Here is a 12,553-nt window from a genome sequence, read left to right as displayed (position 1 = left end):
AAATGTCCTTTATTCGACACGCAAGCCCAAGCCTTTTTAGGGGTGAGGGTTGCCATTCCCGCGCAAATATGGATTCGATAATAGATCGAACAACAAAATTATCTATAATTTCAAACCAGCTAGGAAGCACCATGACCTACATCGCCTTTTCGCCGTCCAAGCCGTCCTTCAGCCCGTTGCGCCTGCAAACCCGCTCGCATAGCTGGCAGGCCGCGGCCGTCGCCCTCGGTACGCTGTTTCTGGCGCTGTTGTCCCAGATCGAGGTGCCGATGGTGCCGGTGCCGGTCACCATGCAGACCTTCGCCGTGACGCTGGTCGGCGCACTTTATGGCTGGCGGCTTGGCGCCATGACCATCATCGCCTGGCTCGCCGAGGGCGCCGTGGGCTTTCCTGTCCTGTCCGGAGGGGCAGCGGGCGCGTCGTATTTCGTCGGGGCAACGGGCGGTTATCTCTTCGCCTTCCCGGTCGTCGGCGCGCTGGTCGGCTGGCTGGCCGAACGCGGCTGGAACGGCAACCGCGTGCTGCTCGCCTTCGCCGGCATGGTCCTCGGCAACCTCGCCTGCCTGGTTCTCGGCACGGCCTGGCTCGCCGTCATGATCGGCCTCGAACAGGCCATCACCTTCGGCTTCTTGCCCTTCCTCGTCGGCGGCCTGCTGAAATCGGCGCTCGGCGCCGCGACGCTCAAGCTGTTTTCCGGTAAGGCGGACCCGGCAGGAGCATGATCCCGAAAAGTGGAGTCCGGCTTTCGGAAGAGATCATGCTCAAACAAAAAGATGGAGCCCCATCCCGATATCTTCGGGATGGAACAGGCTCCGCAACCGCGTCCTAAGACCGATGACCGTCAGGCTGCGCTCCCACCATCTGCTTTGCCTGCTGACCTATGTCGGCAAGGGCTACAGCGCAGCCTTCGTCGCCAACTATGACGTGATCGCGAAACGTCTGGGCCGGGGCGAGGATATTCTGATCGTCTCCGGCCCCGACGACATCTGTCGGCCGCTGCTCGGCGAGGCCGAGCCCCACTGCTTGCGCGAAAGCGCCGCAGGCCGGGACGAGCTGGCAGCACGCGATGTCGGCAAGCTGCTGGCCCGGCCCATCGAGGCGGGCGTCCGTCTCAGCCTCGACGCGGCAACGCTTGCCGCCTTGCGCGCGGCCTTTTCAGCCGGCGTGACGCGTGAGGCCTGCCAGGGTTGCGAGTGGGCCGGCCTGTGCAGCACGATAGCGGCAGGCGGATATCGCGATGTCAGGCTGTAGCTCCCAACCCCGATCTGCTATTGTCGGAACCGACAGTGTCTGCGTCGCCATGGTTTGTTAATCGGGTGACCCGATTGTGAATTCGGCCCGGATTGAAGCCTGACCCCAAAAAGGCCATGCTTTGTCAGGAAACATCGAGTCTATGGCTTCTCCGCGCCGACGCGGGATGGCGCTTGGCTGAAAGGGATACGATGCGGCAAGGACGTGCGCGCTGGCTCGCGGGGCTGGCAATTGTGGCAGGAATGGCGATTTCTCCGCTGCCTGCCTACGCCAAGGAATCGACCGGCCCGGTCAAGATCACCTCCTTCTCGGGCGCCTATCTCGCCGCCCGCATCGCCGAAGGCGACAACGACCTCGACAATGCCATCGCTTATTACAAGCAGGCGCTCGCCTTCAATCCCGGCGACACCTCGCTGCAGCAAAGCCTGATGCTGTCGCTGATCGCGCAAGGCCGCTTCGAGGAATCGCTGGTCTATGCCGACAAGCTCAAGGCAGTTCCCGACGTCGAGCGCTTCTCGCGTCTGGCTCTGGCGGTCGATTCCTTCCACAAGAAGGATTTCACCAAGGCGCAGTACTGGCTCAAGCTGTCGCTCGAATCCGATCTCGACCGGCTGATTTCCGGCGTCATGTCCGGCTGGGCACAAGAGGGCGCCGGCGACCCCACCGGGGCGATGGCCTCGATCGACAAACTGCAGGGGCCTGACTGGTTCGGCCTGTTCAAGTCCTTCCACCGCGCGCTGATCGCCGATGCCGCAGGCCTGTCGGACAAGGCCGACGCGCTTTATGACGCGACCCTGACCGACGTCACGGCCGGCGGTGCCGCGCCCGAGACATGGATGCGCAACGCCCAGGCCTACGCGTCTTTCCTGGCGCGCAAGGGAAACAAGAACAAGGCGCTCTACGTGCTCGACAAGGCCGAGGCGTTCGCGCCCGGCAAGCTCGACATCCAGGCGCTTCGCGACAGGATCAGCAAGGGCGACAAGATCGAGCCCTTCGTCGCCAGTCCCTCCGAAGGCGCCGCTGAAATCCTGCTCGACCTCGCCATCGCGCTCAATCGCGGCGGCGGCGAGCCGTTCGTGCGCCTCTATCTGCAATATGCGCTCGCGCTCAAGCCCGACAGCGACGCCGCTTTGGTGCAGCTTGCCGCCGTTGCGGAGCAGCTGAAGGACGGCGAAGGCGCCATTGCGCTCTATAGCCGCATTCCAGCCTCCTCGCCGCTGAAGGAGCTTTCCGACCTGCAGCTCGGCCTCAACCTTGCCGATCTCAACCGTCACGACGAGGCTATCGCCCATCTCAAGGCATTCGTCGAAGCTCACCCCGATGACATGCGCGCCTATCTGGCGCTGGGCGGGGTCTATGCCTCGAAGGAGGATTTCCGCTCCGCCGCCACTCTCTACGACAAGGCGGTCGCGGTGCTGAAGACGCCGACCAATGCCAACTGGAACATCTACTATCAGCGCGGCATCGCCTATGAGCGGCTGAAGGAATGGCCCAAGGCCGAACCGAACTTCCTCAAGGCGCTGGAACTGTTCCCCGACCAGCCGCAGGTGCTGAACTATCTCGGCTATTCCTGGGTCGACATGAACATGAACCTCAAGGAAGGCCTGGCGATGATCCAGAAGGCCGTCGACCTCAGGCCGAGCGACGGCTACATCGTCGATTCGCTGGGCTGGGCCTATTTCCGCATGGGCCGGTTCGACGACGCCGTGCGCGAAATGGAGCGCGCCGTGTCGCTCAAGCCGGAAGATCCGGTGCTCAACGACCATCTCGGCGATGCCTATTGGCGCGTCGGCCGCAAGCTCGAAGCCACATTCCAGTGGAACCAGGCGCGCGACCTGAAGCCGGATCCCGATGTGCTTGCCATTTTGCAGCAGAAGCTGATGAAGGGCCTGCCGCCGATCGAATCCAACACGGCGCAGGAAACCCCGAAAGTCAAGCCGGCCACCCCGCCAGCGCCGAAGGGGTGATCGGGCCATACTTCTGATGAAACGGGGCTCGCTGAGCCCCGTTTTTGTTTCGGCTTGGCGTCTTAGAGCAATTCCAGGAAAAGTGTGCGCGGTTTTCCGCTCGGAATTGCGACAGAAACAAAGAGATAGAGACGCCCTATCGCGATCGTCATCCTATGGCGGAGCAAGGAGCGAAGCGACGCGGCGCAGACCCAGCGTTGGCGCTCATTCTAGAACAGCTTTCGGTAGACGACGAACCCCGAGAGATCGCCGATCTTGTCGTAGAGCTTCATCGCCGTGTGGTTGGTTTCGTGTGTCAGCCAGTAGACGCGGCTGGAGCCTGCGGTTTGCGCCCTGGTATAGACGTCTTCGATCAGTGCCCGGCCGACGCCCTTGCCGCGCGACGCCTCATTGGTGAAGAGATCCTGCAGATAGCAGTTCGGCGAAATCGCCGTCGTGGTGCGGTGGTAGAGATAGTGGACAAGGCCGAGAAGCTTGCCTTCGCTCTCGGCGACCAGCGCATGCATCGGCTCATAGGCATCGAAGAAGCGCGACCATGTCATTGCAGTGATGTCACCGGGCAGGGCGGTCTCGCCCGAGCGGCCGTAAAACGCATTGTAGCCGTCCCACAGCGGCAGCCATTGCTCGTAATCCTCTCGGGTGACGGGGCGTACGGTGAGCTGGCCTTGCATGGCTGAACCTCTGTCGTTGAAGCTGGGCGAGCAAACGGCAACCGGCACCGTCCGGCAATGGGCCAGTCCGAAGCAAAGCGTTCAACCTCTCATCAAGGCGGCGATAGGCGCTGCCTTGACGCTAGCCGGCCCGGCAACTAGGGAATGGCATCATTTCAGCGCTTTCCGAGGCCGCCGTGACGTCAGACAGTCCAGCCCATATACATCCCAGCCGCTCGTTCCAGGGGCTGATCCTGACCCTGCACAATTACTGGGCCGCCTATGGCTGCGTCATCCTGCAGCCTTACGACATGGAAGTCGGCGCCGGCACCTTCCATCCGGCCACCACGCTGCGCGCGCTCGGGCCCAAGGGCTGGAACGCCGCCTACGTCCAGCCCTCGCGCCGGCCGAAAGACGGCCGCTATGGCGAAAACCCCAACCGGCTGCAGCATTATTACCAGTACCAGGTGATCCTGAAGCCCAATCCGCCGAACCTGCAGGAGCTCTATCTCGGCTCGCTCAAGGCGATCGGCGTCGATCCGCTGCTGCACGACATCCGCTTCGTCGAGGACGACTGGGCAAGCCCGACGCTGGGCGCCTGGGGGCTTGGCTGGGAGTGCTGGTGCGACGGCATGGAAGTCTCGCAGTTCACCTATTTCCAGCAGGTCTGCGGCATCGAATGCGCGCCGGTGGCGGGAGAACTGACCTACGGCCTGGAGCGGCTGGCCATGTATGTGCAGCGCGTCGACAATGTCTACGACCTCAACTTCAACGGGCGCGAAGGTGCTGAAAAAGTCACCTATGGCGAGGTCTTCCTCCAGGCCGAGCAGGAATATTCCAGGCACAATTTCGAATATGCCAACACCGCCATGCTGCTCAGGCATTTCGAGGACGCCGAAGCCGAATGCAAGGCGCTGCTCGCGGCCGGCGCCCCGGCTTCGAACGACAATCTGCCGATGCACCGCATGGTCTTCCCGGCCTATGACCAGTGCATCAAGGCCAGCCACGTCTTCAACCTGCTCGATGCGCGCGGCGTGATTTCGGTGACTGAGCGGCAGAGCTACATCCTGCGGGTGCGCAATCTGGCGAAAGCCTGCGGCGAGGCATTTTTGCAGACCCGGGCCGGCGGGCTCGCCGCCTGAGGCTCACTTCATCATTTCGAGGGAAATGTTGATTGGGGCCAACATCGGGCCAGTCGACCCCGCCATGGTCCGCATAGCCTGCCGTACGCCCGGCATCGAGAAGGCGCCATGCACCTGCGCGGCGAAACAGGCGCTAAGCGCGATGATCTGGAGAAGTCTCGATGCCGTTTTCATGGTCGTTCAGCCAATAGGTCCCTGCCTGAGCGTTGGTCGCTTCAGCGCTGCGTTTGGTTCATGGAAATCTTTGATCCAAGGACGGGCGGGCTGGTTGCGGCCCGACAGGGGCGGTCAAATTTCTGGAAACAGCGGTCAGCCGAGTTGCTATGCCCTCTTACCTCCCCCTAGATGGGGGAGGTCGCCGCGAAGCGGCGGGTGGGGGTGACAGCGCGACGTTCCATGCCAAAACTCGATCGATTCAAGCTGCAGTCTGCGCAAAGGCTTCGCGCGGCGATGACCGACGAGGAACGCATCCTGTGGCGGCATCTGTGGCGCATTCCAGTAGAAGGCACTCATTTTCGCAGGCAGGCGTCGGTAGGCGTTTACTTCCCTGATTTCATCTCCCACCGGCTGAAGCTGATCATTGAGGTGGACGGTGTCCATCACAGCTTCGATGGCCAACAGCACCATGACGAACGTCGAACGAAATGGTTTGAGAGCCAGGGTTATCGAGTCATCCGCTTCTGGAACCATGAAATCAAAAACGAACTGGATTCCGTGCTCGATACGATCTATGCGGCGGTGGAAGAACGAAAATCACACCTGCGTTTGCGCGATGGTGCCGAAGGTATCGGCGGCTGAGAGGTCGCCACCCCACCCCGGCGCTGCGCGCCGACCCTCCCCATCGAGGGGAGGGTGGGAGCCTAACTATGCCTGATCTGCTTCTAGAACTCCGCTCGGAAGAGATTCCGGCCCAGCCGCGCAACCGCAGCGCCGGAGGCGCGAGGACGCGCAAGCAGGAAGAAGGCATGCGGGTGGAGAAACTCTGATGCCTGATCTTTTGCTAGAACTTCGCTCCGAGGAAATCCCCGCCCGGCCGCGCAACCGCAGCGCCGGAGGCGCGAGGACGCGCAATCAGGGAGAAGGCATGCGGGTGGAGAAACTCTGATGCCGGATTTGTTGCTGGAACTCCGCTCCGAGGAAATCCCCGCCCGTATGCAGCGCAAGGCGGCGGGCGATCTCAGGAAGATGCTGACCGACGGTCTGGTCGAGGCGGGTCTGACCTATGACGCCGCGCGCGAATACTGGACGCCGCGGCGCCTGGCGCTCGATGTCAGGGGCCTGACCGCGCGCTCGAAGGATATCCACGAGGAGATCAAGGGGCCGTCGACGACGGCGCCGGAACAGGCGGTGCAGGGCTTTCTGCGCAAGGCAGGTCTTGCCTCGGCTGCCGAGGCGCATGTCCATTCCGATCCGAAGAAGGGCGATTTCTACGTCGCCCATATTTCGAAGCCGGGCAGGGCGGCGGAAGAAATCATCGCCGAACTGGTGCCGGCCATCATTCGCGGCTTCCCCTGGCCGACATCGATGCGATGGGGGCCGGCTTCGGCGAAGCCCGGTTCGCTGCGCTGGGTGCGGCCGCTGCAGACGATTCTGTGCACCTTCGGGCCGGAGACCGAGGAGCCGGTGGTGGTCGATTTCGAGATCGATGGCATCCGCTCGGGCAATATCACCTACGGCCATCGTTTCATGGCGCCGGGTGAAATCACCGTGCGTCGCTTCGACGATTACGTGACCAAGCTGGAAGCAGCCAAGGTCGTGCTCGACGGCGACCGGCGCAAGGAGATCATCCTTGCCGACGCCCGCAACCTCGCCTTCGCCAACGGGCTCGATCTGGTCGAGGACGAAGGGCTGCTGGAGGAAGTGTCGGGCCTGGTCGAATGGCCGGTGGTGCTGATGGGCGAATTCGAGCAGGCCTTTCTTGCCATTCCGCCCGAGGTGGTGCGGCTGACCATTCGCGCCAATCAGAAATGCTTTGTCACCCGTCCGCAAGGCGACGGCGAAAACCTTTCCAACCGCTTCATCCTCACCGCCAACATCGAGGCGAAGGATGGCGGCAAGGAGATCGCGCACGGCAACGGCAAGGTGGTGCGCGCGCGCCTGTCGGATGCGCTGTACTTCTGGCGGACCGACCAGGGCGATCTGCCCGATCTGGGAGAGCTCGAGGCATCGGCAAAAAAGTTCGGGCTCGATCTGAAAAAGCCGCTTGACCAGCGCATGGCCCGCCTCGACCATCTCAACGTCACCTTCCACGCCAAGCTCGGCACGCAAGGCGAGCGGGTAGAGCGGATCAAGCGGCTGGCGCAAGAGATCGCGCCGACAGTGGCGCAGTCCATCTCCCCCCTCGAGGGGGAGATGGCCGGCAGGCCAGAGGGGGTCGCTCCGGCCGCCGCGACGCCGTCCGGTCTCTCGAAGAAAGAGGGAGTTGGCGCTCCACGCGAGACGACCCCCTCTGTCGCCTTCGGCGACATCTCCCCCTCAAGGGGGGAGATTGCCGCGCTCGCCGGGCGTTCGTCGGTGCTCGCCAAGGCCGATCTCATCACCGAAGTGGTCGGAGAATTCCCCGAACTGCAAGGCGCCATGGGCCGCAAATACGCGCTGCTGCAGGGCGAGCATCCGTCCGTGGCCGCGGCGATCGAGGAACATTACAAGCCGCAAGGGCCGTCGGATAGCGTGCCGACCGATCCGGTGTCGATTGCCGTCGCACTCGCCGACAAAATCGATACGCTGGTCGGGTTCTGGGCGATCGATGAAAAGCCGACGGGGTCTAAGGACCCTTACGCGCTGAGAAGGGCCGCACTGGGTGTAGTCAGGATATTGGTCGAGAATGGCATCAAGCTGGCAATGTTGAGTTTGCTAAGAGCTGCTCATACCGCCCAATACGACCGGCTGCACAGCCGCAAGCTAGTGGTAACGGAGATAGATCCGACGGACTTTGAATTGCCAGAGGACCATCCGGACACCCTTTGGGGGCAGTATGATTTTTCGGACGAAGGTCGGGAGATTTACCTAACAGACGGCTGTAACTATGCACGTTTTGAAAGCGGTCAGATCGCGGAGGTGTATACGTTTCGAGGCTCGTTAGAAGTTCTCTCCGACCTCATCGCCTTCTTCCACGACCGCCTGAAAGTCTATCTCCGCGACCAGGGCGCCCGCCACGATCTCATCGATGCGGTCATCACGCCGCACTCGGATGACCTCCTGCAGATCGTGCGCCGCGTCGAAGCGCTCGGCTACTTCCTCGACACCGAGGACGGCAAGAACCTGCTCGCCGGCACCAAGCGCGCGGCCAACATTCTGGCTGCCGAGGAGAAGAAGAAAACGCGTGTCGCCGCGACTGTTGAGCCGGCGCTGTTTCGCGAGGAGGCCGAGAAATCGCTGTTTGCGGCGGTGAATCAGGCGGAGAGAGAAGCCGGCGAAGCGATTCAAAACGAAGACTTTTCCGCCGCCATGCTGGCGCTTAGCGTGTTGCGTGAACCGGTTGATTCATTCTTTGAACGCGTTCTCGTGAATGATGAGGACCAGGCCGTGCGCGCCAACCGCCTGGCGCTGCTGGCTCGCATCCGCACGGCCACCGATCAGGTCGCGGATTTTTCCAGAATAGCTGGCTAAGGGACGGACAAGCCCGAACACGGGCGGCGTTCACACGCCGCCCGTCTTGTTTTCAGTCCTCCCGAGGCTGACCCCGTCAGTCCTCCAAAATGCTGACATGCACGCTGTCTGAATAGACGTCGACCTGGATCAGCGGCTCGCCATTGACGATGGCGTTCCGTGTCGAGGAGCTCATCGCGCCACCGCGCTTCAGCATGCGTTCCAGATACGTGCGATCATCGTTGCTGCGGAACCAGTCATCGCCCTGGTCGTCGGCATCGCGCCGGTGGAACTTGTGCCAGTTGGCACGGTCCTGCCGCACCATCTGTGCTGCGCTGCTCAGCTCATAGCCGTCGCTGGCATGGTGGTCGCGATCGGAAATGCGCGCGACGTAGGACCCTAGCTCGTCACCGGCCTGCGCGCCGCCGACACCTATAGGTGACGCCAGCAACAGGCCGGCAATAGTCAAAGATTTCGTCATGTTCATGATAACCCCTCGCTCTCCTAGAACCCGGCGCGCTCATGCCAAACCCGATTGGCGAAATTGGGGCCGCCGCCGCCAAGCCGATCGTGCGCCGGGGCGTCGATCGGCGTCAAGCGGAATGGATCGGCCGACTGTCTTGGCCGACTGTCTTGGCTGAATGGCCTACTCGGCTTTGCCGACGCCCTCGATCGGCTGCTGCGGTGTTGCTGCCGGCTGCGGCGCTGCCGGTTGCGACTCGGGCTTGCCGTTCGATGCCGTTGCAGTTCCGGCTGGTGCGGTCTCTGCCGTCGTCTCCGCTGCCGGCGCTGAAGTGCTCGCACTGGCCGGAGCCGGCGCGGCGAAGGCACCGCCGACGACGCCGCCGCGAATGATCATCGGATCCTGCCTGGGCTTTTCGGGGATCGCCGCGACCTTTTCATAAGTCACATCGGGCTGGGCATCGCCGAGCGCGACGATCGATGGCGACGAAGCGATCCTGACCGGTTCGGATCCGCCAACCTTGATGACCGATGGCGTCGAGGTCGAGACGCCGAGAAAGACGATTGACGAGGCGTGCGCCCCACCGGTCATCGCCGCCAGGGTGAAACCAAGCGCTCCAAGCACACGCATCGACATCGAAACCGTCCCCTTGCCCGACAAGCCGCCAGCCCTAACCGCAAATAGCCTTAACCCCAGTGGATTGATGCCGGCTTGCAGGGAAACGTAGCATTTTAGGCATTGATAATTCGCCAACGCCGGCTTGCCCGAAAACCACTGCCGTATTAGAGCAATTCCAGGAAAAGTGAGTAGCGGCTTTCCGTCCGGAATTGCGCAAAAACAAATACTTAGAGCGTTTCAGCGAACCGCTGAACCGCTCTAATGCATGTCGCTCAAAAGTGGCCCCGGTTTTGAGAGAACGACATGCATCAAAACAAAGACCTAAAGCGCGTCGCATGAATCCGGTTCAGCGCGACGCGCTTTAGGTCCGGTGCCTGTGAGGTGAAGCGAGTGGCTGAGATACTATCCGTCGGCGAAGCGATGGAGCAGGCGTTGGCGCTGCTCGAGGGCGGCGACGTCGTCGCTATCCCGACGGAGACCGTCTATGGACTGGCCAGCGACGCGACCAATGGCGTCGGCGTCGCCCGCATCTTCGAAGCCAAGGGCCGGCCGCGCTTCAACCCGCTGATCGCCCATGTCGCCGATCTCGCGATGGCCGAGCGCATTGCGATCTTCGACCCGCTTTCGAAGCGGCTGGCCGAGGCGTTCTGGCCGGGGCCGCTGACGCTGGTGCTGCCGCTCCGACCCGGCAACGGCATCCATCCGCTGGTCACCGCCGGGCTCGATACGATCGCGCTGCGCATGCCGAGGGGCTTCGGCGGCGAGCTGATCGCCAGGCTCGGCCGGCCGCTGGCCGCGCCCAGCGCGAACTCTTCGGGCAAGATAAGCGCGACGACAGCGCAAGCCGTGGCGGCCGATCTCGGCGCCAAAATCCGGCTGGTGGTCGATGGCGGCGCCACCCCGGTCGGGCTGGAATCGACCATCGTCAAGGTCGAAGGCAACAGCGTGCGGCTGCTGAGGCCAGGCGGCATCGCTGCCGCCGATATCGAGGCCGTCACCGGCATCAAGCTGCAGCGCGGCGCGACAGCCGGCATCGAGGCGCCCGGCATGCTGGCGTCGCATTATGCGCCGCGCGCATCGGTGCGGCTCGATGCACAGAGTGTGGCTGAAGGCGAGGCCTTGCTGGCCTTTGGTGGCGACCGCGCCGAAGGCTGGCAAGCGGCGGCCGCCTTGCGCAACCTGTCCGCGTCAGGCGATTTGCGCGAAGCCGCAAGCAATCTGTTCGCGTATTTGCAGGAACTCGACCGCAGCGGTGCGGCGACGATCGCCGTCGAGCCGATCCCGTTAGATGGGCTCGGCGAGGCGATCAACGATCGGCTGTTTCGTGCCGCTGCCCCCCGTGACAAGCTCGATTGAGCGCCATAGTTTGCGCCCATGAACGACGCACCCTTCGACCTCGATCCCGCTCTCATCGCCCGCTTCGCGGCAATCGTCGGCGACAAATATGCGCTGCGCGACCAGGCCGATATTGCGCCGTATCTGACCGAGCGGCGCGGCCTATGGCACGGCAGGACCGCCTTGGTGCTGCGTCCCGGCAGCGTCGACGAGATCTGCCGGATCATGCGCCTGGCGAGCGAGACGGGAACGCCGGTCGTGCCGCAAAGCGGCAACACCGGGCTGGTCGGCGCCCAGGTGCCGGATGCCTCCGGCCGCGAGATCGTGCTTTCTTTGTCGCGGCTGAACCGCATTCGCGAGATCGACGTCTTCTCGAACACGGTGACCGTCGAAGCCGGCGTCATCCTGCAGACGCTGCAGGAAGCCGCCGACGCCGCCGACCGGCTGTTTCCGCTGTCGCTTGCCGCGCAGGGCTCCTGCCAAATCGGCGGCAACCTCTCGTCCAATGCCGGCGGCACCGGCGTGCTCGCCTATGGCAATGCGCGCGAACTCTGCCTCGGCGTCGAAGTGGTGCTGCCGACCGGCGAAGTCTTCGACGATCTGCGCAAACTGAAGAAGGACAACACCGGTTACGATCTGAAGAACCTGTTCGTCGGCGCCGAAGGCACGCTCGGCATCATCACCGCGGCGGTGCTGAAACTGTTTCCCAAGCCCAAGGGGCGCGAAGTGGCCTTTGCCGGCCTGTCGTCGCCGGAAGCAGCGCTTTCGCTGTTCAGCCTGGCGATGGACCGGGCAGGGGCGGCACTCACCGCCTTCGAGCTGATCGGCCAGCGTCCTTATGATTTCACGCTGCGCCATGCGCAGGGCGTCACGCGGCCGCTGGCGCAGGTTTGGCCATGGTATGTGTTGATGCAGGTGTCGTCGGGCCGTTCGGCCGAGGACGCCAGGGGGCTGATCGAAGAAGTGCTGTCGGCAGGCCTCCAGCAAGGCATCGTCGGCGACGCGGTGATCGCGGCCAGCCTGGCGCAGGGCGACGCGTTCTGGAACTTCCGCGAGGTGCTGCCGGATTCGCAAAAGCCCGAAGGCGCTTCGATCAAGCATGATATTTCGGTACCGGTGGCATCCATCCCGGCGTTTATCGAAAAGGCGGCCGGTGCAGTGGCTTCGGTCAGTCCGCAGGCGCGCGTGGTCTGCTTCGGCCATATGGGCGACGGCAATCTCCACTACAACATCTCCCGGCCGGAGGGCGGTGACGACGAAGCGTTTCTCGGCCTCTACCACGCCATGAACCATGCCGTGCACGATGTCGTGCGCTCCTTCCACGGCTCGATCTCGGCCGAGCACGGCATCGGCCAGTTGAAGCGCGACGAGCTGATCGCCACCGCGCCGCCAATGGCGATCGAGCTGATGCGCCGGGTGAAGGCCGTCTTCGATCCGGCCGGCATCATGAATCCCGGTAAGGTTATCTGATCCTTTCAACATTTTGTGGCTGGTCTCATTCCGATAACCATCGCCTGAGATCAGCAAAATTTAACTGAC

At 63.1% G+C, this 12,553-nt stretch carries 11 protein-coding genes; 8 read left to right on the top strand and 3 right to left on the bottom strand.

Annotated features, from left to right (window positions below):
• Nucleotides 1–131: 131 nt before the first annotated feature.
• The 3 genes from NKI10_RS21930 (at nucleotide 132) to NKI10_RS21920 (ending at nucleotide 3,218) form a co-directional block, all read left to right on the top strand.
• Nucleotides 132–722, top strand: coding sequence for a biotin transporter BioY (locus NKI10_RS21930; protein WP_023668469.1), 591 nt, complete (start codon nucleotides 132–134; stop codon nucleotides 720–722).
• Between the two features lie 112 nt (nucleotides 723–834).
• The gene (locus NKI10_RS21925; RefSeq protein ID WP_023823453.1) at nucleotides 835–1,251 is read left to right on the top strand and encodes a DUF1284 domain-containing protein; all 417 of its coding nucleotides are present in this window, start codon (nucleotides 835–837) and stop codon (nucleotides 1,249–1,251) included.
• Nucleotides 1,252–1,442: 191 nt separating this feature from the next.
• Nucleotides 1,443–3,218, top strand: coding sequence for a tetratricopeptide repeat protein (locus NKI10_RS21920; protein ID WP_023709893.1), 1,776 nt, complete (start codon nucleotides 1,443–1,445; stop codon nucleotides 3,216–3,218).
• Nucleotides 3,219–3,427: 209 nt separating this feature from the next.
• Here NKI10_RS21920 and NKI10_RS21915 read toward each other — a convergent pair whose 3' ends face one another.
• A complete protein-coding gene (locus NKI10_RS21915; protein WP_023684366.1) occupies nucleotides 3,428–3,889 on the bottom strand; it encodes a GNAT family N-acetyltransferase in 462 nt (153 codons plus the stop codon).
• Nucleotides 3,890–4,065: 176 nt separating this feature from the next.
• Here NKI10_RS21915 and NKI10_RS21910 point away from each other — a divergent pair, with 176 nt between their 5' ends.
• The 3 genes from NKI10_RS21910 to glyS all read left to right on the top strand — a co-directional run bounded on the left by NKI10_RS21910 (nucleotide 4,066) and on the right by glyS (nucleotide 8,619).
• Complete coding sequence (locus NKI10_RS21910) at nucleotides 4,066–5,010, top strand: glycine--tRNA ligase subunit alpha (protein WP_352861898.1); 945 nt, start codon at nucleotides 4,066–4,068, stop codon at nucleotides 5,008–5,010.
• Between the two features lie 396 nt (nucleotides 5,011–5,406).
• Nucleotides 5,407–5,808, top strand: coding sequence for an endonuclease domain-containing protein (locus NKI10_RS21905; RefSeq protein WP_352861896.1), 402 nt, complete (start codon nucleotides 5,407–5,409; stop codon nucleotides 5,806–5,808).
• Between the two features lie 306 nt (nucleotides 5,809–6,114).
• A complete protein-coding gene (gene glyS, locus NKI10_RS21900; RefSeq protein WP_352861894.1) occupies nucleotides 6,115–8,619 on the top strand; it encodes a glycine--tRNA ligase subunit beta in 2,505 nt (834 codons plus the stop codon).
• Between the two features lie 76 nt (nucleotides 8,620–8,695).
• Here glyS and NKI10_RS21895 read toward each other — a convergent pair whose 3' ends face one another.
• A complete protein-coding gene (locus NKI10_RS21895) occupies nucleotides 8,696–9,079 on the bottom strand; it encodes a hypothetical protein (protein ID WP_352861892.1) in 384 nt (127 codons plus the stop codon).
• A gap of 165 nt (nucleotides 9,080–9,244) precedes the next feature.
• The gene (locus tag NKI10_RS21890; protein ID WP_023732113.1) at nucleotides 9,245–9,697 is read right to left on the bottom strand and encodes a hypothetical protein; all 453 of its coding nucleotides are present in this window, start codon (nucleotides 9,695–9,697) and stop codon (nucleotides 9,245–9,247) included.
• Between the two features lie 372 nt (nucleotides 9,698–10,069).
• On the opposite strand from NKI10_RS21890, the gene NKI10_RS21885 reads away from it, so the two are divergent.
• Together NKI10_RS21885 and NKI10_RS21880 are read left to right on the top strand one after the other, a co-directional pair.
• Nucleotides 10,070–11,035, top strand: a complete 966-nt coding sequence (locus tag NKI10_RS21885; RefSeq protein ID WP_352861890.1) for an L-threonylcarbamoyladenylate synthase — start codon at nucleotides 10,070–10,072, stop codon at nucleotides 11,033–11,035.
• Nucleotides 11,036–11,053: 18 nt separating this feature from the next.
• Nucleotides 11,054–12,484 carry an FAD-binding oxidoreductase gene (locus NKI10_RS21880; RefSeq protein ID WP_352861889.1) on the top strand — a complete coding sequence of 477 codons (1,431 nt, stop codon included), beginning with the start codon at nucleotides 11,054–11,056 and terminating at the stop codon, nucleotides 12,482–12,484.
• The last annotated feature ends 69 nt before the right edge of the window (nucleotides 12,485–12,553 follow it).

It is taken from the genome of Mesorhizobium sp. M0802, assembly GCF_040320115.1.
Taxonomy (GTDB): Bacteria; Pseudomonadota; Alphaproteobacteria; order Rhizobiales; family Rhizobiaceae; genus Mesorhizobium.
The sequence above is the reverse complement of the archived record's forward strand: the minus strand, read 5'-3'. Positions and strand labels throughout refer to the sequence as shown.

Excerpts from the sequence above, each read along its gene's own strand:
- NKI10_RS21920 (WP_023709893.1), top strand. The coding sequence starts at position 1,443 with ATGCGGCAAGGACGTGCGCGCTGGCTCGCGGGGCTGGCAATTGTGGCA.
- glyS (WP_352861894.1), top strand. The coding sequence starts at position 6,115 with ATGCCGGATTTGTTGCTGGAACTCCGCTCCGAGGAAATCCCCGCCCGT.
- NKI10_RS21890 (WP_023732113.1), bottom strand. The coding sequence starts at position 9,697 with ATGTCGATGCGTGTGCTTGGAGCGCTTGGTTTCACCCTGGCGGCGATG.
- NKI10_RS21895 (WP_352861892.1), bottom strand. The coding sequence starts at position 9,079 with ATGACGAAATCTTTGACTATTGCCGGCCTGTTGCTGGCGTCACCTATA.
- NKI10_RS21915 (WP_023684366.1), bottom strand. The coding sequence starts at position 3,889 with ATGCAAGGCCAGCTCACCGTACGCCCCGTCACCCGAGAGGATTACGAG.
- NKI10_RS21880 (WP_352861889.1), top strand. The coding sequence starts at position 11,054 with ATGAACGACGCACCCTTCGACCTCGATCCCGCTCTCATCGCCCGCTTC.
- NKI10_RS21925 (WP_023823453.1), top strand. The coding sequence starts at position 835 with ATGACCGTCAGGCTGCGCTCCCACCATCTGCTTTGCCTGCTGACCTAT.
- NKI10_RS21905 (WP_352861896.1), top strand. The coding sequence starts at position 5,407 with ATGCCAAAACTCGATCGATTCAAGCTGCAGTCTGCGCAAAGGCTTCGC.
- NKI10_RS21930 (WP_023668469.1), top strand. The coding sequence starts at position 132 with ATGACCTACATCGCCTTTTCGCCGTCCAAGCCGTCCTTCAGCCCGTTG.